Origin of the sequence: Pantoea sp. SORGH_AS_0659, from assembly GCF_031453915.1 — a bacterium.
Taxonomy (GTDB): Bacteria; Pseudomonadota; Gammaproteobacteria; order Enterobacterales; family Enterobacteriaceae; genus Pantoea; species Pantoea leporis.
In genome coordinates this window covers 2,296,531-2,317,789 of the sequence record NZ_JAVJAK010000001.1, presented here as the reverse complement: position 1 = coordinate 2,317,789, position 21,259 = coordinate 2,296,531, and the positions used below count along the sequence as shown (strand labels likewise).

The 21,259-nt window shown below is 57.6% G+C and carries 19 protein-coding genes; 9 read left to right on the top strand and 10 right to left on the bottom strand.

Translation table 11 applies throughout. The annotated features are described in order from the left end of the window. Nucleotides 1–14 precede the first annotated feature (14 nt). From Q3H59_RS10765 to Q3H59_RS10755, 3 genes are read left to right on the top strand one after another with little or no spacing between them, the layout of a single operon-like run. Complete coding sequence (locus tag Q3H59_RS10765) at nt 15–2,015, top strand: protein-disulfide reductase DsbD domain-containing protein (RefSeq protein ID WP_309834761.1); 2,001 nt, start codon at nt 15–17, stop codon at nt 2,013–2,015. Further along, a complete protein-coding gene (locus tag Q3H59_RS10760) occupies nt 2,015–2,737 on the top strand; it encodes a DsbA family protein (protein ID WP_110866094.1) in 723 nt (240 codons plus the stop codon). Before Q3H59_RS10765 ends, Q3H59_RS10760 begins: the two co-directional genes overlap by 1 nt. Continuing rightward, complete coding sequence (locus Q3H59_RS10755) at nt 2,734–3,237, top strand: protein disulfide oxidoreductase (RefSeq protein ID WP_309834758.1); 504 nt, start codon at nt 2,734–2,736, stop codon at nt 3,235–3,237. The genes Q3H59_RS10760 and Q3H59_RS10755 overlap by 4 nt, the downstream gene beginning before the upstream one ends. Before the next feature lie 16 nt (nt 3,238–3,253). Here the strand turns inward: Q3H59_RS10755 and Q3H59_RS10750 are convergent, their stop codons facing one another. Continuing rightward, nucleotides 3,254–3,583 carry a cupin domain-containing protein gene (locus tag Q3H59_RS10750; RefSeq protein WP_309834756.1) on the bottom strand — a complete coding sequence of 110 codons (330 nt, stop codon included), beginning with the start codon at nt 3,581–3,583 and terminating at the stop codon, nt 3,254–3,256. 128 nt (nt 3,584–3,711) lie between these two features. On the opposite strand from Q3H59_RS10750, the gene Q3H59_RS10745 reads away from it, so the two are divergent. After that, a complete protein-coding gene (locus Q3H59_RS10745) occupies nt 3,712–4,350 on the top strand; it encodes an RpiB/LacA/LacB family sugar-phosphate isomerase (protein ID WP_277974829.1) in 639 nt (212 codons plus the stop codon). A gap of 69 nt (nt 4,351–4,419) precedes the next feature. Here the strand turns inward: Q3H59_RS10745 and Q3H59_RS10740 are convergent, their stop codons facing one another. The 6 genes from Q3H59_RS10740 to Q3H59_RS10715 all read right to left on the bottom strand — a co-directional run bounded on the left by Q3H59_RS10740 (nt 4,420) and on the right by Q3H59_RS10715 (nt 10,803). Beyond that, on the bottom strand, nt 4,420–5,175 hold the full coding sequence (locus Q3H59_RS10740) for an ABC transporter ATP-binding protein (protein ID WP_309836679.1): 756 nt from the start codon (nt 5,173–5,175) through the stop codon (nt 4,420–4,422). A gap of 18 nt (nt 5,176–5,193) precedes the next feature. Further along, nucleotides 5,194–6,060: an ABC transporter ATP-binding protein gene (locus tag Q3H59_RS10735; RefSeq protein WP_309834754.1), complete on the bottom strand. Its 867-nt coding sequence runs from the start codon at nt 6,058–6,060 to the stop codon at nt 5,194–5,196. Then, a complete protein-coding gene (locus Q3H59_RS10730) occupies nt 6,032–6,937 on the bottom strand; it encodes an ABC transporter permease (protein WP_176972282.1) in 906 nt (301 codons plus the stop codon). Before Q3H59_RS10730 ends, Q3H59_RS10735 begins: the two co-directional genes overlap by 29 nt. Further along, nucleotides 6,934–7,959, bottom strand: coding sequence for an ABC transporter permease (locus tag Q3H59_RS10725; protein WP_309834751.1), 1,026 nt, complete (start codon nt 7,957–7,959; stop codon nt 6,934–6,936). The genes Q3H59_RS10730 and Q3H59_RS10725 overlap by 4 nt, the downstream gene beginning before the upstream one ends. Beyond that, on the bottom strand, nt 7,956–9,587 hold the full coding sequence (locus tag Q3H59_RS10720) for an ABC transporter substrate-binding protein (protein ID WP_309834749.1): 1,632 nt from the start codon (nt 9,585–9,587) through the stop codon (nt 7,956–7,958). The genes Q3H59_RS10725 and Q3H59_RS10720 overlap by 4 nt, the downstream gene beginning before the upstream one ends. 61 nt (nt 9,588–9,648) lie before the next feature. After that, nucleotides 9,649–10,803 carry a mandelate racemase family protein gene (locus tag Q3H59_RS10715; protein ID WP_192411886.1) on the bottom strand — a complete coding sequence of 385 codons (1,155 nt, stop codon included), beginning with the start codon at nt 10,801–10,803 and terminating at the stop codon, nt 9,649–9,651. Nucleotides 10,804–11,126: 323 nt separating this feature from the next. Between Q3H59_RS10715 and Q3H59_RS10710 the strand changes: the two genes are divergently transcribed. The 4 genes from Q3H59_RS10710 to Q3H59_RS10695 all read left to right on the top strand — a co-directional run bounded on the left by Q3H59_RS10710 (nt 11,127) and on the right by Q3H59_RS10695 (nt 16,057). Continuing rightward, the gene (locus Q3H59_RS10710) at nt 11,127–12,242 is read left to right on the top strand and encodes an ABC transporter substrate-binding protein (RefSeq protein WP_309834746.1); all 1,116 of its coding nucleotides are present in this window, start codon (nt 11,127–11,129) and stop codon (nt 12,240–12,242) included. A gap of 130 nt (nt 12,243–12,372) precedes the next feature. Next, nucleotides 12,373–12,795 carry a DUF2231 domain-containing protein gene (locus Q3H59_RS10705; protein ID WP_309834744.1) on the top strand — a complete coding sequence of 141 codons (423 nt, stop codon included), beginning with the start codon at nt 12,373–12,375 and terminating at the stop codon, nt 12,793–12,795. Next, on the top strand, nt 12,792–14,084 hold the full coding sequence (locus Q3H59_RS10700; protein ID WP_101764461.1) for a sorbosone dehydrogenase family protein: 1,293 nt from the start codon (nt 12,792–12,794) through the stop codon (nt 14,082–14,084). Before Q3H59_RS10705 ends, Q3H59_RS10700 begins: the two co-directional genes overlap by 4 nt. A 590-nt stretch (nt 14,085–14,674) precedes the next feature. Next, nucleotides 14,675–16,057 carry a M24 family metallopeptidase gene (locus tag Q3H59_RS10695; RefSeq protein ID WP_309834741.1) on the top strand — a complete coding sequence of 461 codons (1,383 nt, stop codon included), beginning with the start codon at nt 14,675–14,677 and terminating at the stop codon, nt 16,055–16,057. 158 nt (nt 16,058–16,215) lie between these two features. Here the strand turns inward: Q3H59_RS10695 and uxuR are convergent, their stop codons facing one another. The 3 genes from uxuR to uxuA form a co-directional block, all read right to left on the bottom strand. Further along, nucleotides 16,216–16,992, bottom strand: a complete 777-nt coding sequence (gene uxuR / locus Q3H59_RS10690) for a Uxu operon transcriptional regulator (RefSeq protein ID WP_137385745.1) — start codon at nt 16,990–16,992, stop codon at nt 16,216–16,218. Between the two features lie 121 nt (nt 16,993–17,113). Next, a complete protein-coding gene (uxaC, locus tag Q3H59_RS10685; RefSeq protein WP_309834738.1) occupies nt 17,114–18,529 on the bottom strand; it encodes a glucuronate isomerase in 1,416 nt (471 codons plus the stop codon). Continuing rightward, entirely contained in the window at nt 18,529–19,722 is a 1,194-nt protein-coding gene (gene uxuA, locus Q3H59_RS10680) for a mannonate dehydratase (RefSeq protein ID WP_309834736.1), read from the bottom strand. The genes uxaC and uxuA overlap by 1 nt, the downstream gene beginning before the upstream one ends. A gap of 230 nt (nt 19,723–19,952) precedes the next feature. On the opposite strand from uxuA, the gene Q3H59_RS10675 reads away from it, so the two are divergent. Next, a complete protein-coding gene (locus Q3H59_RS10675; RefSeq protein ID WP_309834734.1) occupies nt 19,953–21,254 on the top strand; it encodes an MFS transporter in 1,302 nt (433 codons plus the stop codon). Nucleotides 21,255–21,259 lie beyond the last annotated feature (5 nt).

The following is a 21,259-nucleotide window of genomic DNA, read 5'->3' as shown; positions in this document are numbered from 1 at the left end:
ACTGGAGAATTCACATGACTGTATTGATCAGGAGCCTGCTGCTCCTGCTGGCGAGCTGCGCAATCACTGCGCAGGCGGCAGACACCGGCTGGCTGCGCAATGCGCAAAACAGCCACGCCGAAGTGCGCTTGCGCAGCGCCAGCCACAACGATAATCAGCAACTGCTGCTGGATATTCGCCTGCAACCCGGCTGGAAAACCTACTGGCGCACGCCTGGCGAAGGCGGCGTTGCGCCGGAAATCCGCTGGCAAACCCCGGAGGTCAAGGCGCAATGGTTCTGGCCCGCGCCCGAGCGTTTTGACGTCAGCGGCTTGACCACGCAAGGCTATAAAGGCGATATCACGCTGCCGATCGAGCTGGCGAAACTGTCGAGCCAGCAACTTGTGGAAACGCTGACGCTCTCAACCTGTAGCGATGTTTGCATCCTCACCGACTTCCTGTTCAGCCTCGATCTGACCCAGCCCGCAGACGCCGATTTTGCCCGCGATTTCGCCGAGGCGATGGGGCGCATCCCGGCGGCTAGCGGCTTAACCGATCAACTCCACGCCAGCTTTGTAAATGGCGAATTGCAGATCCGCGCACAGCGTCAGGGCGGCTGGCAACAACCTGAACTGTTCTTCGATTATCCGCCGGGCAGCATGCTGGCGGCACCGACGATCCGTGTGAATGGCGACACGCTCAGCGCGCGCGTAGCGGTCACCGATGAATGGGGCGAAGCGGCACCGGATCTGCGCGGCAAAACGCTGTCGCTGGTAGTTGCGGATGCTGGCATTGCGCAGCAAAGCGCGATAAATATCGGCGCGGAAACGCTGGTGTCCGGCGATGCGGCGCAAACCTTATGGTCGGTGTTGCTGCTGGCGCTGCTCGGCGGCTTGATCCTCAACCTGATGCCGTGTGTGTTGCCAGTGCTGGCGATCAAGCTCAGCAGCCTGGTGCAGCAGCAAGGGCAAACGCAGCGTCAGACGCGCCAGCAGTTTCTCGCCTCCAGCGCTGGAATCATTTTCTCCTTCCTGCTATTGGCGCTGCTGATGACGGGACTGCGACTCAGCGGTCAGGCGCTGGGCTGGGGCATTCAGTTCCAGAGCAGCGGCTTCCTGCTGGTGATGGTGCTGGTGATGTTCCTGTTTAGCGCCAGCCTGTTTGATCTGCTGCATTTCCGCTTGCCGTCGGGTTTGAATACCAAACTGGCGACGCAGGGCGGCGACGGCTTGCTCGGCCACTTCGGCCAGGGCGCGTTTGCCACCTTGCTGGCCACGCCGTGCAGCGCGCCGTTTCTCGGTACGGCGGTGGCTTATGCGCTGACGGCACCGCTGCCGCAGCTATGGCTGCTGTTTGTCGCGCTCGGCGTCGGCATGAGTTTGCCATGGTTGCTGGTGGCGGCGTTACCGGGCATGGCGCGCTGCCTGCCGCGTCCGGGGCGCTGGATGCTGCATCTGCGCAGCGTGCTCGGCCTGTTGATGCTGCTCGCCACCTTCTGGCTGGTGACGTTGCTGGTGCCGCATTGGGGCAGCACCTTCGCGCTGGTGCTGGCGGGCGTGTTACTCGTGGTGTTGTGTGGCTGGCTGGTGAAACGTCGCGCGCTGCAGCAGGCGGGCGTGGTGTTTATCACCCTGACGCTGGCCGGAGCGCTGTTCCTGATGACGCGTATCTCGCCGGAAGAGGAGGCGCTGCACTGGCAGCCGTTGACCGAAGCGGCGATCCATCAGGCACTTGAGCAGGATAAACGGGTGTTTGTCGATGTCACCGCCGACTGGTGCATCACCTGTAAAGTGAATAAATCTCGCGTCCTGAATCAGCCCGATGTGCGTGCTGCGCTCAAAGCCGATGATGTGGTACTGCTGCGCGGCGACTGGACGCAGCCCGATCCCGCCATTGGTGAATTCCTGCGCCGCCGCGACCGCGTGGCGATCCCTTTTAACCAAATTTATGGCCCTGCACTGCCGCAAGGCCAGATTTTGTCACCGCTGCTGAGTCGTGAAGCGGTGATCTCCACTCTCTCTGAGGCGAAAAAATAATGAAGAAATCCCTGTTACTGCCACTGATGTTCCTTGCCATGCCTGCACTGGCGGCCGCGCCTTTTACGCCTGAGCAGGAAGCGCGCATCAAAGAACTGATCCGTGAAACCCTGGTGCAGAATCCGTCGATTCTGGCGGAAGCCGCTGATGCCTTTGATAAAGAAGCAGCGCAACAGCAGCAAAACGTAGTGGCGCAGATGGTGAAGAAAAACCACGATGCGCTGTTCAACGACGCCGGTTCACCGCGCATTGGCGCTGAAAAACCGGCGCTGACGCTGGTCTACTTCACCGATTACAACTGCGTGTTCTGTAAGAAGTTTGAAGCCGATATCGAAAAACTGATTAAGGCTTATCCGCAGGTGGCGGTGGTGATTAAACCGCTGCCGTACCGTGCTGAAACCTCTCTCACCTCGGCGCGTCTGGCGCTCACCGTGTGGGAGCAACAGCCGAAAAACTTCCTAAAGCTGCATGAGCGTTTGATGGCGAAAAAGGGCAATCACGATAACGCCAGCATCGACGCGGCGCTGGAGAAAACCGGCATCAAGCTGAAAGAGCCAAGCAAAGTGAGCCTCGATACCATCAACAGCAACCTGACGCTGGCGCAGCAGCTCGGCGTTCAGGGCACGCCAGCCACGCTGGTGGGCGACCAGATGATCAGCGGCGCGGTGCCATATGAGCAGCTGGAAGCGGCAGTGAAAGGCGCGCTGCAGGCGAAGCAATGAGTCGATTAAAGCGCTGGCTGCGTGAGGCACTGCTGCTGGTGCTGATTGTCGCGGCTGCGCTGTGGGGCATGGATTGGATGCGGGCACCGCAGCTGCCTGCCGACCTGGCGCAACAACCGCTGACCTCGCTGCAAGGTGAGGTGAATCTGGCGGAACTCAGTCAGGAACGGCCAGTGCTGGTGTACGTCTGGGCAACCTGGTGTGGGGTGTGCAAACTCACCACGCCAACCGTGGCGGCGATGAGTCAGGAAGGTGACAAGGTGGTGAGCGTGGCGCTGCGTTCCGGCAGTGACGCGCGCGTGGCAACCTGGCTGGAGAAGAAAGGGCTGCAAGGCGTGGCGATCAATGATGAGAGCGGGGCAATCGGCCAGCGCTGGGATATCAACGCCACGCCGACCTTTATCGTGCTGCATCAGGGCAAAGTCATCAGCATCAGCACCAGCAGCGGCTGGACCAGCGGTTGGGGGCTGAAACTGCGACTTTGGTGGGCTTCCCGCTAATCGTTCTGGCGGCACGTTAAGGTGCCGCCAGAAAATCCTCGCGTTGCGGCGTAAAGGTATCCAGCAATACGCCCGCTTCCAGACACACACAACCGTGCACAATGTTCGGCGCTTTATACAGCGTATCGCCGGCGCTCACTTCTTTGGTAACGCCATCAATGGTGGAGGCAAAACGTCCGGACAGCACATAGGTGAGCTGCTCATGCGGATGGTGATGCAGCGGACCGACGGCACCCTGCTTAAAGGTGACTTCCACCGCCATCAGGGTGCCGCCGTGCGCCAGTATTCGGCGCGTTACGCCGTTGCCTAAATCGTCCAGTCGGGTTGCGCTTTTAAAGATAAACATGATTTCTCCTTGCAGGTTGCATCGTCAATATGTGACTTAACTCACAGTCAAAAAGGCATTTAAAGGCTGCATTTTAACGTTCTTTGATTAAAATGAAACAGTGTTTCAATTTAATCTGAGGATGGATCATGAAAATCGCTTTGATGATGGAAAACAGCCAGGCTGCGAAGAACGCAACGGTGTTGAAAGAGCTTCAGTCTGTGGCGCAACCGCTCGGGCATCAGGTGTTTAACGTCGGTATGAGCGACGAACAGGATCACCATCTTACCTATATTCACCTCGGCATCATGGCCAACGTACTGCTTAACAGCAAAGCGGTGGACTTCGTGGTGGCCGGTTGCGGTACCGGCCAGGGCGCGTTGATGTCGCTCAACCTGCATCCCGGCGTGGTGTGCGGCTACTGCATCGATCCGGCGGATGCTTACCTTTTTGCGCAAATCAACAACGGCAATGCGCTGTCGCTGCCGTTCGCCAAAGGCTTCGGCTGGGGCGCGGAACTAAACCTGCGCTTTATTTTCGAAAAAGCCTTTACCGGTGAAAAAGGGCACGGCTACCCGCCAGAGCGCAAAGAGCCGCAGGTGCGTAATGCGGGCATTCTGAACGAAGTGAAAGCGGCGCTGCTGAAAGAGAATTACCTTGATTCACTGCGCGCCATCGATCCTGAGCTGGTGAAAACCGCCGTGAGCGGCCCGCGCCTGCAGCATTGCCTGTTTGAACATGGGCAGAATCAGGAGATCGTGGATTTTGTGCGTGAACTGACGCAGTAATTCCCCCATGATGTTCGTAGGGTGCGCATTTATGCGCACCTGGTAAAGTGGTCACCATGAATGGCGACCCTACGCTAAAATCCCGTTATCCTGCCGGCTCGCATCCACCAGCATCTGCGTATACGCCACCTGCGCGCGATTGTGCACCAGCGCATCGACATCCAGCGTCTCCAGCACTTTGCCATGTTGCATCACCGCCACGCGATGGCACAGATGCGTCACCACGCCGAGATCGTGCGTCACCATCAGGTAGGTCAGCTTCTCCTGCTGCTGCAGATCACTAAGCAGATTGAGGATCTCCGCTTGCACCGAGACATCCAGCGCCGAGGTCGGTTCATCCAGTAGCAATACGCGCGGTTCGAGAATCAGCGCGCGGGCGATGGCAACGCGCTGGCGCTGACCGCCAGAAAGTTGGTGCGGATAGCGGGTTTGCCACGCGCGATTGAGGCCAACTTTCTCCAGCATGGCGATAACGCGCTGCTGACGCTGGCCGATGCCGTGAATCTGCAGCGGCTCCTCGAGAATATCGCCGATGGTGTGGCGTGGATGCAGCGATCCGTACGGATCCTGAAACACCATCTGTACGCTGCGGCAGCGCTCGCGCGCGATACGATGTGCCAGCGGCACACCATCAATCGCTAGCTCGCCGTGCCAGTGGGTGAACAGCCCGGCGAGGCACTTCAGCACCGTGGTTTTGCCCGATCCGGATTCGCCAACCAGGCCAAAGATTTCACCCTGATGAATCGACAAATTGACGTCGAACAGCACCTGATTACGTCGCTCCTCCTCACCAAAACTGAGGTTGAGATTACTCACGCGGATCATCTCGTTCATCATTGCTCCTTAGGGTTGCAGCCAGCTGGCCTGACGTTGCAGCACCGGCAGACGCGCGCGACGCTGATCCATATCGGGCAGTGCAGCGAGGAGGCCTTGCGTATAGGGATGCTGCGCCTGATCGAGTTCGCTGGCCGCCAGCGACTCCACCACGCGCCCGGCATACATCACCAGCACGCGGTCACAGAAACGCCGCACCAGATTGATGTCGTGACTGATAAAAATCAGCCCCAGACCGCGCTGTTTCACCAAATCATCCAGCAGCGCCAGCACCTGCAAACGCACCGAAACATCCAGCGCCGAAGTGGGTTCGTCGGCAATCAGCAGCTCGGGATCGGTAATCAGCATCATGGCGATCATCACGCGCTGGCCCTGACCACCGGAAATTTCGTGCGGGTAACATTGATAAATGCGGCCCGGATCGCGCACCTGCACTACTTCGAGCATCTCCATCGCCCGCTGCCGCGCAACCTCGCGCTGGCCGGGATGATGACTGCGCCAGGCTTCAGCAATCTGCTCACCCACGCGCACCACCGGATTCAGCGAGTATTTCGGATCCTGCATAATCATGGAGATGCGCTTGCCGCGAATGGCGCGCATCTGTGCCGGCGTGGCACGCAGCAGGTCCACGTCATCAAACTGCATGCGCTGTGCCGTGACCTGCGCGCTGCGTGGATGCAGCTGTAACAGCGCGCGGCCAACGGTGGATTTGCCGGAACCGGATTCACCCACAATCGCCAGTTTCTCCTTGCCCAACTGGAAGGAGATGCCGCGCACGGCGGGCGTCACCAGCCGGCCATTGACGAAATTGACCTGTAAATCCTGCACGTCGAGCAACGGTGCAGCGCTATTCGCTGCGGGGATCGAGGATGTCACGTAAGCCATCTCCTAAGAAGTTGAACGCTAAGCTGTTGATCAGAATCGCCAGACCTGGCACCGTCACCACCCACCAACACTCCAGCATGTATGTGCGGCCGCTGGCGATCATCGCGCCCCATTCCGGATCCGGCGGCTGCGCGCCCAAACCGAGAAAACCTAGTCCGGCAGCGGTGAGAATGATGCCCGCCATATTCATGGTGATGCGGATAATCACCGAAGGCAGGCACAGCGGCACAATGTGTTTCCACAAAATGCGCAGTGACGAGGCGCCCTGTAAGCGCACCGCGGAGACAAAGTCGGCCTGACGCAGCGACAGTGCTTCAGCGCGCGCCAGGCGGGCAATCGGCGGCCAGGCGGTGAGCGTAATGGCGATCACCACATGCTCCAGCCCCGGACCGAGCGCGGCGACAAACGCCAGCGCCAGCACCAGGCTAGGAAAGGAGATGAAGATGTCGGTGACGCGCATCAACACGCTATCCACTTTGCCGCCGAAGTAACCGGCGGTGACGCCGAGCAGCAAGCCCAGCGGACCCACGGTGATCGACACCAGCAGCACGATATACAGCGTGATGCGCGCGCCCCACACCAGACGGCTGAAGATGTCGCGGCCAAACTCATCGGTGCCAAACCAGTGCTGCGCGTTGGGCGGCGTCAGTGCGTTGTTGAGATCCTGAATCAGCGGATGGTAGGGCGCGATCCAGGGTGCGAACAGCGCCACCACCAGCAGCAGCAAAATGATGCCGCCGCCAATCGCGGTTAGCGGGTTGCGCGCCATTTGCCAGAGAAAATGGCCGATGCGCGCGCCGGTGCGGCGACAGCGCGCCAGCCGTTCGCGCGTCTGGCTGGCTAACGGCGTATCGAGAGAAATCGTCATACTTTGGTCCTCGGATCGAACACCTGATAGAGCAGGTCAGAGAGAAGATTGAGCAGCACGAAAATCAGGCCGACCACCAGCACGCAGCCCATCACCGCATTCATATCGCCGAGCATCAAACTGCCGGTGAGATAGGACCCAAAACCGGGCCATGAGAACACGGTTTCAATCAGCACCGCGCCTTCCAGCAGCGAGCCGTACGCCAGCGCCACCACCGTGAGCAGCTGCACCAGAATATTGCGGAACGCGTGCTGCCAAATCACCTGCCATTCGCTGAGTCCTTTCACCCGCGCCGTTAAAATGAACTCCTGTGACAGTTGCGCCAGCATAAAGCTGCGCGTCATGCGGCTGATGTAGGCCAGCGAGTGAAAGCCGAGCAGGGACGCAGGCAGAATCAGATGATTGAGTGCATTGCTGAACACCGTGAAGTCGCCCACCAGCAAGGCATCGATCAGCAGAAAACCGGTGCTACGCGGCACAATGCCATCGAGACTGAAATCAACACGGCCCGCGCCGCCGACCCAGCCGAGATGGGCATAAAACAGCAGCAGACCCACCATGCCCACCCAGAAGATCGGCGTGGAGTAACCCGCCAGGCTGATGATGCGCACCAGATAGTCAATCACGCTGTTGCGGCGTGCGGCGGCCCACACGCCCAGCGGGACGCCGAGGCCGGTACCAATCACAATCGCCAGCGTCGCCAGTTCTACCGTGGCCGGGAAGACGCGCAGGATATCGTTGATCACCGGCTGCCCGGTCAGTAGCGCCAGCCCAAGGTTGCCGTGCAGCAGGCCTTGCAGATAGATACCAAACTGCACCCACAGCGGTTTATCGAAGCCGAGTTGGTGATAAACCTGCTGATAGGTGTTGTGATCGGCATCCGGCCCGACAATCGCCAGCACCGGATCGAGCGGCATCACGCGACCAATAAAGAAGGTCAGCAACAGCAGGCCAAACAGCGTGATCGCCACCTGAACGGTGCGGCTACGCAGGCGCCGCCAGTGGCTTTTTGTCAGCTTCATTGCGCACCTCCCGCCAGGCTGTCTGGCGTTTTCCATACGTCACGCAGGAAAGTGGTGGCCGATGGATGCGGCACGTAATCCTGCACCCGATTATTCACCACCACCGAATCGGTCATTTGCGAGATCGGCATCAGCGCCGGAATCAGCTGGTCGTAGCGCTGCTGGATAGCGAAGTAATCCTGCTGCTGCTGTTTTACATCGCGCTCCAGCAGCGCTTTATCGATCATGCTGTTCAGCTGCGCGTCATAAAAACCGGTGCGCCAGCCCTGAAAATTGGTGAGGCGCGCGCTGTCGGCGTTATTGGGGTTGTACACCAGCGCGCGCAGGCTGGAGTGCGGATGCGGCTCCACGCCGCTGCCGCCGCGCCCGACCAGTAGATTGAACTGACGATCGCGCATCGCACCGTAAATCTGGTTACCGGTGCCGGTGATGATTTTGGCGCGAATGCCGCCCTGCATCAGCGTGGACTGAATCGCGATGGCGACATTGAGGAACGGCTGATCGGCCAGCACGCGCAGCGTGGTATCAAAACCGTTGGGATAACCGGCGGCGGCCAGCAAGGCTTTGGCGCGCGGCACATCCAGCTTGTAGCCAGGATCGGGCAACGTTGCCGGCATGCCGGCTTGAATTGGCCGCTGATGCAGCGTGCCGTAACCGGCCATCAGCGTTTTGTTAATCCCCTGATAATCCACCAGATAACGCAGCGCTTCGCGTACCTGCGGATGGGAGAAGTGATCGTCCTTCATGCTCATCGCCAGGTAATAAATCGTGCCTTTTTGTACCGCGTCGATGGTGAGATCGGGATCGTGGCGCAGCGCTTTTACATCGGGGATCGCCATGTTGCTGGCAATATCGAGATCGCCTTTCTCCATCATCAGACGCAAGGTTTGCGACTCCTGCAGATGACGGAACACCACACGCGTCAGCTTCGGCGCACCGCGCCAGTAGTGGGCATCGCGGCTGATGCGCAGCACATCTTTGGCCTGCCACACATCCAGGCGGAACGGTCCGGAACCCGCTTCGTGGGTGGTGAGCCAGCGATTGCCCCAATCGTTATTCACCGCCTGCGCCTGCACGGTTTTGCTGTCGAGTACCACCATGCTGCCGAGCGCCGCCAGCGAATAGAGCACCAGCTTGGGATCGTTAGGCTTGGGCAGGCGAATCACTACCGTGCGCGCATCCGGCGCGCTGATCATCTGATCCACGTTCTCTTTGCTGAAGCCGTAAGATTTCCATACCGAGGCCTGCGCCAGATTCAGGTGCAGCACGCGACGCATCGACCAGATTACATCGGCGCTGCTCAACGGATTGCCGGAGTGGAAGGTGACATTTTCACGCAGGTGAAAGGTGAGTTGACGATTGTCGGGGCTGATCTCCCAGCGCTCAGCCAGCGCCGGGCGCACGTTGGTGAGCTGTTGCGGATCTAACTCGACTAAACCGTCATAGAGATTGACGACAATGCCGACCACTTCGTTGCCGGTCATGGCGGCGGGATCGAGCGTGAGCAGGTTATTCATGTTCATGCCCACAATCAGCTGGTCGTCTGGCGTGGCCGCCAGCATCGATGGGCTACAGGTGAGCAGCAGCAGCGCGGCGCACCACGCTCTGCAGGGGTTCATCAGGTTCATAAGCAAAGTCCAGCAGGTCAGAGGTTTATCGTTTTTATGCCGTACTGCTTGTGTTGGGCGCTTACCAGCGATTTAGCGTGTGCGTCTCAATCCACGCGAAATTGATGTCCTCCCCAAGTCCGGGACGCGTTGGCAGATGGACAAAACCCTCTGCGTCCATGGGATCGACCAGCGCGTTGAGATAGGCCGGCGGCTGTTCGTAATCGAGGAACGGATGCAGCAGACCGCGTTCGTACCAGCGGCAGTTGCGGATAGCGCCGACCACCGCGATGCTGGCGGCACCGTTGCCGTGTACTTCGCAATCCATACCAAAGGCTTCGGCCAGGCTGGCGACCTTCATGGTGGCGGAGATGCCGCCGACGCCGTTAGCGCCAGCGCGTAGAATGTCGCAGGCACCAGCGCGCACCCAATCGGCGCGGCTGTGGTGTTTGCCGCCGAGACTTTCCGGGCCGAGCACGTCAATGCTGAGGTTTTCCGCCAGCCACGCGTACGACGCCATGCTTTCCTCTTCCATCGGCTCTTCGAACCAGGCGAAATTGAGTTTTTCCAGCGCTTTGCCGATGGTGAGCGCCTCGCTGCGGCTGTACCAGTGATAGCCGTCGAGCATCAGGGCGATGTCCGGGCCGACCGCTTCGCGCACCGCAGCGCAGGCTTTGATGTCCATTTGGGTGCTGGGCGCGAACGACACCGGCGGCATCCAGGTGTGTAGTTTGATGGCCTGATAACCGCGCGCGACCAGTTTTTCGGCAAACTGCGCGTATTCATCGGGCGTGGATAAACCGCCTTCCAGCTCATCGCCGCACATGGTGCTGCCGTAAGCGGGAATTTTCTCGCGATAACCGCCAAGCAGTTTGTGGACCGGTTGTTTGAGCTTGCGACCAATCAAATCCCACAGCGCCTGTTCCACCGCCGATAACGCGCGTTCGGTGAGCTGATGGGCGCTACCGCGCTGCCAGTGCACCAGATCCTGCCACAGACGCTCGCGATCAAAGGCATTTTGCCCAATCAGCACCTTGCGGAAGAAGGCATTCACCACGTGCGGACGAATCACTTCGGCGGGGGCAAACGCGTAGCCGCAATCGCCATCTTCGCTGGTGATGGTCAGCAGCGCCATTTGCGCATCGGTCTCTGCACCGGGATGCGAATGTCCGGCGCTGTCAGAGACGCGGCGCGTGGGGTAGCTAAACAGGGTGACATCAATGGCACTGATCTTCACGGTAACTCCTTCTTCAACTCAGTGGCTTGCCCAACTGGGTATTAACATAAAAAATAAAACGTCGTTTCATTTTGTAATTTAGCGTTCACATTTTGTTTACGCATTAGCCAAAGCGCGGGATAGCGTGGCGATTAATTGGGCATTTGCCCGGTGCGCTGTGAGGTTTTTCACGAATGACGGGCGTTTTGTGAGCGAATGCACAGCGGGAAAAAGCGCAGGGAATGTAAAAAAATGTGTATCCAGGGCTTTTCATTTCCTGTCTGCCAGGTAATAGTGACGCCGCGAAATTTAAATAATAATCATTATCATTCTAGGTGTATTAAATGAAATCATGGCTGATAGCACTGGGATTACTGGCGGTGGCGGGGCACGCTGCGGCGAAAACCATTACCGATGTGGCTGGACGACAGGTCGAGGTCAAGGAGGAGTCTAAACGAATCATTCTCGGCGAAGGGCGTCAGATGTACTTGCTGGCGGCGTTTGACACCGCTGCGCCGTTCCAGCGCGTGGTGGGCTGGCGTGACGATTTCCATAAAGCCGACTACGACGGCTATATGGCGTATGAAAAGAAATATCCGCAGATCAAAAAGCTGCCGACCTTTGGTGGCGCGAAAGATGGCACCTTTAACGTCGAACAGGCGCTGACGCTGAAGCCCGATTTGGTGCTGATGAACCTCGAATCCAAAGCCGCGACCGACGAAGGCAAGCTGATCGAGAAGTTACAAGCGGTGGGCGTGCCGGTGGTGTTTATCGACTTCCGCGAGAAGCCGATGGAGCATGCTGAGCAAAGCATCCGCATCATGGGCGAGCTGGTTAACAATCCACAGCGCGCCGAAGAGATCGTGGCGTTCCGCCGTGCGCAAATCGAAAAGGTGACCGATCGCCTGAAAAACTTTAACGGCACGCGCCCGAAAGTGATGATTGATCGTGCTGGCGGCTACAGCGACGAGTGCTGCATGTCGTTTGGTAACGAGAACTTTGGCCAGATGGTAGAACTGGCGGGCGGCAGCAACATCGCCAAAGCGTTGATTCCAGGCACGTTCGGCACACTCAATCCCGAGCAGATCATCGCCAGCCGTCCCGATGTGGTGGTGGTGACAGGCGCGAACTGGAAAAACTACAACACCGTGGGTAAATGGGTTGGCGTGGGGCCCGGTGCGGATGTGAAAGAAGCGACGGCGCGTTTACGCCTGCTAATGATGCGTGATGCCTTCAAAACACTGCCGGTGGCGCACAACGGTAACGCGCATGCCATCTGGCATCAGTTCTACGACAGCCCGTATCAGTTTGTCGCGATTCAGACGCTGGCGAAGTGGCTGCATCCTGAACTGTTTGCCGATCTCGATCCGGACGCCACGTTCCGTGAGTTTCACGAAAAGTTCCTGCCCTTGCCGTATCAACCGGGTTATTGGGTAAGCCTGCCGGCAGATAAGTCTTAAGTTAGAGTGTGTTAGATAAGTGTTAAACGTTACTGTTTATCTTTACTAATATTTCACAGGTGGCTGCACGTTGTTTTATAAAAGCGAAACGCGTGCACCATCTGACAATAATACGGTAAGGGAGAGAGTAATGTTTCATACCTCAGAAAGATCGGTGTTCGGTGTGACGTTGTATACGCTGCTGGAACCGTTGCCGCTGGGCTTTTTTGTCGCCGCCTGGTTTTTCGATATCCTCTATTTGCAAACCTTCGTCATCATGTGGACCAAATCCGCCAGTTGGCTGATCGCTATAGGTCTGGTGCTGGCCATCCTGCCACGTTTAATCAGTTTGGTTTATTTATTCCGTGGCGCGCGGCCGAATGAGAAAACCCATTTCTGGCTGTCGCTGCTGGCGATCGTGCTGGCGGTGGTGAATGCCTTTATTCACAGTCGCGATGCTTACGCGGTGGTGCCGTTGGGCATCACGCTGTCGACGCTGGTGGTGGCGCTGCTGCTGATCGCTAACGTGCAGCTGGTGTTGCGCGAACGTCGCACGCAAGGAGGTCGCGTATGAAACACTTACTCAGTGCGGTAGCCATCGCGATGCTGCTCAGCGCCTGTGACGACGGAGCGTTGATCGATCCTCAAAAGCAAATCGGTGCGAATCCTGAACTGCCGCAGGCGCAAAACTTCTTTATGCCGCCGATGCAGGTGCCGGAAGGCACGCCGTGGAAAGCCGGTGAAATGCCGAAAGTGGCGGATGGGTTAAAGATCGAAAAGATCGCCGACAATCTGCAGCATCCGCGTCAGGTGCTGGTGCTGCCGAACAATGATGTGCTGGTGGCGGAATCCAATGGCACACCGAAACCGACCACCGCACCGAAGCAGCTGATTATGGGCATTGTGCAGAAAGCGTCTGGCAAGGGCGGCGAGGGCGGTAATCGCATTACCTTGCTGCGTAATGTTAACGGCAAATGGGAGCAACATCGCTTTATCGACAACCTGACGGCGCCGTTTGGTATGCAGCTGGTGGGCAACACGCTGTATGTGGCGAACGCCGATAGCCTGGTGAAATTCCCGTATGAAACCGGGCAAACCGAGATCCGCACCCCGCCGGTGGAAGTGACCGAGCTGCCGGGCGGGCCAATTAATCATCACTGGACCAAATCGCTGCTCGCCAGCCCCGACGGCAGCAAGCTGTACGTTGGCGTAGGTTCGAACAGTAACGTGACGGAAAACGGCATTGGCGAGGAGTATCGCCGTGCGGCGGTGCTGGAAGTGGATGCGGCCAGCGGTGCCAGCCGGATTTATGCCAGCGGCCTGCGCAATCCCACCGGATTGCAGTGGGAGCCGCAGAGCGGCAAGCTGTGGGCGATTGTGAATGAACGCGACGAGATCGGTTCTGATTTAGTGCCGGATTACATGACGTCGGTGCAGGACAAAGGCTTCTACGGCTGGCCGTACAGCTATTATGGCCAGCACGTGGATGAGCGCGCGCAACCGCAGAGGCCGGATCTGGTGGAGAAGGCGATTAAACCGGATTACGCCCTGAGTTCGCACGTCGCACCACTCGGTCTGCTGTTTTACGGCGCGGATAATATGCCGCAGTATCGCGGCGGGGCATTTATCAGCGAACACGGCAGCTGGAACCGCACGCCGCTCAACGGCTATCAGGTGGTGTGGGTGAAATTCGAGAATGGGAAACCGGTGGGACAACCACAGCCGGTGGTGACTGGTTTCCTCACCGACGATCAGAAGCAGGTGCGCGGTTTGCCGGTCGGTTTAGCCACCGATCGGCAGGGCGGCGTATTAATTGCCGATGATGCGGGAAATACCATTTGGCGTATCAGTTCCGCCAGATAATTAATCGCAGGTAATAAAAAAGGATTTGGCATTAAGCCAAATCCTTTTTTTTATGTCCGCTAAACGGCTGGTAACCGCGCCGCGAACGGGGTGCTCAGCACTCCTCACAACAGCGATAATAAAATGTGCGGCGAGATATTTCAAGTTTTGCCATAATACTGTATGGTTATACAGGTGTTGAGTGACGAGCGAAGCCTCATTGTTTTTCTGATGACTCCAGGGGCGCGGATAGTTAAATCCCGGCAGGTTTCAGGTGGTGCTGGCCTGTGGCTTTTACAATGAGAGCCGCTCAGCACTCCTCACAATTGTGCTTAGGCGGTCGGCGGGTGGAGTCAAAGCCCCGGCAGCTGAAAGGCGCGCTCCTCTCAGAGGAGAAGGAAAGTGATGGAACTTGTTCGATTGCTGCTGGACATCGTCCGCATCATTCTTCAAATCATCGTTGCCCTTTTGCAACTGACCGGTCAGGCACACTGACTGGAACTTGAGACAAGGCGGAGCTCACCCCTCCGCCTTTTTTCGCGTGGATCAAAATCCGCTGCGCTAAAAACGCGACTATCCTCATCTCATTCTGTAATGCGAGGAAGTGCATCATGGCAATCACGTTCGGGCCGATTACCGCGCCGATGACGTTCAGCGACGTTGAACCGGTTTTTCTCACCGATGATACGCTTGTGCAGCGCAAGAACGCGCTGCTGGCGAGCATGCAGCGCGAGGGTTTTGACTGGCTGGTGATCTATGCCGACAAGGAACACGGCGGCAATTTCGAATATCTGACCGGATTTATCCCGCGTTTCGAAGAGGGATTGCTGCTACTGAATCAGTCCGGAGCTTGCACGCTGGTGCTGGGCAACGAAAACCTGAAAATGGCGCGCTTCTCACGCACAGCGGCCGCGCTGCTGCACACGCCGTACTTCTCGCTTCCCAATCAGCCCATGGACGATGAAGTGCCGCTGGAAAGTCTCTTCAAAGATGCGGGCTTAGCGAACGGCCATAAAGTCGGGCTGGTGGGCTGGAAGATGTTTACGCCCGCCGCCGGCAATGGGCGTGCGATGTTTGATCTGCCGTACTTTATTGTCGATGCCATTCAGCGCACGCTCAGCGATGACGCCACGTTAGAAAATGCCATCCATTTGTTTATTGGCGATAACGGCGCGCGCACCACCTGCAATGCCAATGAAATCGCCCATTACGAATATGGCGCAAACCTCGCGTCAAAGTGCATGCTGGACGCGCTGAATGCCATTGAGGTGTGCGTGCGTGAAACAGAATTGGGCGCGTTACTGCACGCCGAAGGGCAATGCAACTCGGTGGTCACCATCGCCGCGACCGGCAGCCGTTTCGACAAAGCGAACCTCTATCCCACCGATAAAAAAGTGCAGCGCGGCGATCCGCTCTCGCTAACCACCGCTTTCAAAGGTGGACTCTCCAGCCGCAGCGGCTTCGTCATTGCCGATCAACGTGAGTTGCCGCAAGGCCAGCAAGATTATCTGGAGCGCATCGCCAAACCCTATTTCTCAGCCGTGGTGGCCTGGCTGGAAAACATTCGCTGCGGCATGAGCGGTGGTGCGCTGTACCAGCTTATCGAGCAGGTTTTGCCGAAAGCCCGTTTTGGCTGGCACCTCAATCCGGGACATCTGGTGGCGGACGAAGAGTGGATGTCGTCGCCGATTTATCATCAGTCCACCGAATTGCTCAAGAGCGGCATGATGCTGCAAATTGATATCATCCCGTCGGTGCCGGGCTACAGCGGTGCCAGCGCCGAAGAGTGCGTGGTACTGGCCGATGCGGCGCTGCAAAGCGACATCCGCAACCATTATCCGGCTTTGTGGCAGCGCATCGAAACCCGCCGCCGTTATCTGCGGGAAACCATCGGCATTCAGCTTAGCGATGAAATTTTGCCGCTGTCGAATAGCGTGGCGTATTTAAGGCCGTTCTTTTTGGCAAAGGATCAGGCGTTAAGCGTGGTGAGTTGATGTTGTAAGGTCGCCCTGAATGGCGTAATGCCGATCAGTCAAGCGCCGTGCCGAATCACCACACCTTTCGTAGCGGCGCGATTTAGCGCGCAATGATTTGCGCCGCTTCAATGTGTGCTCTCGGTAATTAGCCTTACAAGATTAGTCGTTAACGCACATTAGTTTGGCGGATTATGGGTGGCGTACAGCGGCCATGACTCAAACAGATAACCATCGAAATCGATATCATCAACGTCTGAGAACTCCAGCAGCCGCTGTTTCACGTTTTCCAGATGTTGCCACATCGCCAGCTTGGCGGCGCGCGCGTCTTTTTTGATCAGCGTCGCGAGGATTTTTTTGTGATCGTCGAGCCACTGTTTACGGTAATCGTTGTTGACCAGATGGCGATGCAGTTGGCTCCACATCACGTTATCTTCGCGCCACTGCCAGGATTGCTTAAACAGCTCAACCAGCATGCTGTTATGGGTGGCTTCGGCAATCGCCAGATGGAAATTGCGATCGCCGTTTTCACTTTGGTTGACCGCACCGGACGCCAGCTCTTTCTCTTCCAGCTCCAGCGCCTGACGCATCTTCATGATGTCTTCACGCGTCGCCTGCAGCGCGGCGAACTCGGCAATATTGCTCTCCAGCAGCTGACGCGCCTGCAACATCTCGAACGGCCCGGCATCGTTGCTGGCTTTGTGAAGCGAAACAGGTTGCTGCGGCGAATCGTGAATCACATAGATGCCTGCACCACGCCGCACCTCAATTAATCCTTCCAGCTCCAGCATAATCAGCGCTTCACGCACCAGCGTTCGCGTCACATTCAATAGCGCGGCGAGTTCGCGCTCCGGCGGCAGTCGTTCGCCCACCGCATACTGCTTCTGCGTGATCATCTGGCGGAGCATTTCTCCGACTTCCTGATAAGGGCGCTGTGCTGAAGTTTGAGTTTTCATCGTGCTCTTTTCTGTGTGTTAAAGGATTCACAACCTCTGATACAGCCTCACTCAGAGACGCGCACTATAGCATAGCGAATAAGAATCGGCCTGGTCACGGCGTGCAGTGACCAGGCCACCATCACTGGGCTTTCAGCGCGAAATAGCGTTCGGCATTGTTAAAGCAGATGTCGCGCAGCATGTTGCCGAGCATCGGCTCATCGTGCGGCACAATGCCGTCTTTTACCCACTGCGCCAGCAGATTGCACAGAATACGGCGGAAGTATTCGTGGCGCGTGTAGGAGAGGAAGCTGCGTGAATCGGTCAGCATACCGACAAACTGGCTGAGTAAGCCGATTTGCGACAGTTGCTCCAGCTGACGCAGCATGCCGTCGCGCTGATCGTTGAACCACCAGCCTGAACCGAACTGCACCTTGCCGGCAATACCCGCGCCCTGGAAGTTGCCCGCCATAGTAGCCAGCACTTCGTTATCGCGCGGATTGAGACAATAGAGAATGGTTTTCGGCAGCTGATCGTTGAGGTCCATCGCATCCAGCAGGCGCGCCAGCGGCCAGGCAATATTGTTATCGCCAATCGAATCAAACCCGCTGTCTGGCCCGAGTTGGCGGAACATGCGTGTGCTGTTATTACGAATCGCGCCGATGTGCAGCTGCATTACCCAGCCGCGCCGCGCATATTCGCTGCCGAGCCACACCAACACCGCGCTGCTGAACTGGGCGATTTCCAATTCATCCAACGCATCGCCACGGCGACGTTTCGTCAAAATCGTATCGAGCACGCGGTCGTCCGGCACCGGCGCAAAGCGCAGGGTTTCGATACCGTGATCTGAGGCGCGACAACCGTGGGCAGAGAAGTGGTCAAGGCGACGTAACAGCGCGCGGCGTAGCGCATCGAAGCTGTCGATGGCGACATCGGCGGCGGCTTCCAGGCGAGCAAGATAGTCGACAAAACCCTCCAGCTCGATTTTGAAGACCTTGTCCGGACGCCAGCTCGGCGCAACGTCAATATCAAAACTGTGGTCATCGGCGATTTGGCGGTGATAGTGCAGTAAATCAACCGGATCGTCGGTGGTGCCGACCATGCGCACCTTCATCTGGTGCATGATGCCGCGCGCGGAAAATTCCGGCGTCGCCAGCTGTTCCGCGCAGCGCTGCCAGATCGCAGGGGCGGTGTCCGGGCCAAACAGCGTATCGGTGATGCCAAACGGGCGCCGCAGTTCAAGGTGCGTCCAGTGATAGAGCGGGTTACCGAGGGTTTTTGGCACCGTTTGCGCCCAGGCGAGATACTTGTCGTAGTCGCTGGTGCTCTTGCCGGTAATCAACGACTCATCGACGCCCGCGGCACGCAGCGCGCGCCATTTGTAGTGATCGCCTTCCAGCCAGATTTGGCCGAGGTTGTCGAAGCGACGATCTTCAGCAATCTCCTGCGGATTGAGGTGACAGTGATAATCGTAGATTGGCATATCCGCAGCGAAGTCGTGGTACAAGCGCCGCGCGATATCGCTCTGCAGCAGAAAATCTTCATCCATAAAGCGCATTAGTGGGCTTCCTGAGCAAAATAGGCGCGGTGGATCGCCAATTCGACGCCGCGAATTTCCGCCAATCCTTTCAGGCGACCGATCGCCGAGTAGCCGGGATTGGTTTTCTTCTTCAGGTCATCCAGCATCTGGTGGCCGTGGTCGGGACGCATTGGAATCAAATCTTCCTCCCCCGCGGCTTTACGTCGCTGCTCCTCTTCGGCAATCGCCTTGATCACCGCAAACATATCGACATCGCCACCCAAATGCGCGGCTTCGTGGAAGCTGTTGGGGTTCTCTTCCCGCTTGGTGGAGCGCAAATGCGCGAAGTAGATTCGTGGGCCGAAGCGCTTGACCATTTCGGCTAAATCATTCTCTGCCAGCACGCCGTACGAGCCGGTACACATGGTGAAACCGTTGGCGGGGCTGCTGACGGTATCGATCATCCATTGCAGATCGTCGGCGTTGGAAACGATGCGCGGTAAGCCGAGAATTGGGCGTGGCGGATCGTCCGGATGTACCGCCATGCGTACGCCCACTTCTTCCGCAACCGCGACAATGGCGCGCAGGAAGGTGGCAAAATTCTCTCGCAGCTCGGCCTTACCGATACCTTGATAACGCGCCAGCTGGGCACGGAATTGATCCAGCGTGTAGCCTTCCTCCGCACCCGGCAAACCGGCGATGATGTTGCGCATCAGGCGGTTACGGTGCTCTTCACTCATCGTTGCAAAGCGTTCAGCAGCCTCGGCGATCTCTTGCGCACTGTAATCCTGCTCCGCGCCGGGACGCTGCAGAATGTGCAGTTCAAACACCGCGAACTCAATCTGATCAAAACGCAGGGCTTTCGCGCCATCCGGCAGCAGATATTCGAGATCGGTGCGCGTCCAGTCAAGGATCGGCATGAAGTTGTAGCACACGGTTTTAATGCCGCACTGCGCCAGGTTGCGCAGCGACTGCTGATAATTGCTGATCCAGTGCTGGCAGCGGCCGCTGCCGGTTTTAATCTCTTCATGAATCGGCACGCTCTCCACCACCGACCACACCAAACCAGCGGCTTCCACCTGCGCCTTGCGCTGCATGATTTCGTCGACTGACCACACTTCGCCATTAGGGATGTGGTGCAGTGCGGTGACGATGCCGGTTGCGCCCGCCTGGCGCGCATCGTCCAGAGAGACAGGATCGTTGGGGCCGTACCAGCGCCAGGTCTGCTTCATGTTGTTACCTCACTCACTATTGGTTGACCAATGTTCTTTATTAGCGCGCTACATCAGATAATAACTACGCGATTCCGGATTAAAACTCTGCTTTTTACGGGGTTAAGTCAACCTGGTAAGTGATTTTGGTTAACCAGATCACATTTGCGACATCAATCTGGCGACCACTTTTCGCAACTGTGGTTCACTCCTGGCGGATGGTTAGAAATGACTCACTAACGGAGAATCAGATGAACCGCAGTTTAAACCCAGGGATAACCGCCGCAGGCACCAAACGCACCTTGCGCAATCTGCGCTGGTGGGTATTAGTGCTGTTCTTAGCAGGCGTCACGGTCAACTACATCACCCGTAACTCGTTGGGCTTGCTGGCACCGGAGCTCAAAACCAGCCTCAACATCACCACCGAACAATATTCCTGGATCGTCGGCGCATTCCAGCTGGCGTATACCTTCTTTCAACCCATTTGCGGCTGGCTGATCGACGTTATTGGCCTGAAAGTCGGCTTCCTGATCTGCGCCACCATTTGGGCCGTCGCCTGTTTGTTCCACGCTGGCGCGGCCAGTTGGGTGCATCTGGCTATCCTGCGTTTTGTCATGGGCGGTGCAGAAGCAGCAGCCACGCCCGCTAACGCCAAAGTGATTGGCGAATGGTTCCCGAAAAAAGAGCGTCCTATCGCCGCCGGATGGGCGGGGGTGGGCTTTTCGCTTGGCGCGATGCTGGCACCGCCGATTATCTACTTTGCGCACGCTTCCTTTGGCTGGCAGGGCGCGTTCCTGTTCACCGGCTGCCTGGCGTTGGGTTGGGTGGTGCTGTGGTGGTTGTTCTATCGCGATCCGGAGCAGCATCCCAATCTGCAGGCCTGGGAACTGGAATTTATTCGTCAGGATAATGAACCGCCAGCAGTGAAACTGCCGTTCTTTACCGCGCTGAAAACCGTGTCGAAAAACAAACGTTTTTACGGCATCGCCATTCCCGCCTTTATGGCTGAACCTGCCTGGGGCGTACTGAGCTTCTGGGTGCCGCTCTATCTGGCGAAAGAGCTGGGTATGGATCTGAAGCAGATTGCTATGTTCGCCTGGCTGCCGTTCCTCGCCGCCGATTTAGGCAGCGCGGCCAGCGGCTATCTGACGCGGCTCTACACCAAAATCTTTGGTTTTACTCAGGTTAATTCCGTGGTGGCGAGTTCGGTGACGGGCGCTTTCCTGATGCTGTCGCTGGCGCTGGTCGCGGTCACTAAAGATCCTTACGTAGCGATTGCGCTGATCTCGATTGGTGGTTTCGGCCATCAGATCATCTCCTGCATGCTGAGCGCGCTGGTGGTGGAGAAGTTTGATAAAGGCCAGATGGCCACCGTCAACGGCATGCGCGGCTCGTTCGCCTGGATCTCCAGCTTCCTGTTCTCACTGCTGATCGGCGTTACCGCCGACACCATTGGCTTTAATCCGCTGTTTGTCGCCATGGGCTTCTTCGACCTGATTGGCGCCGTATTCCTGATTGCTTTTATTGCTGAACGTCGCGCCCAGCGCGCATGAAAAAG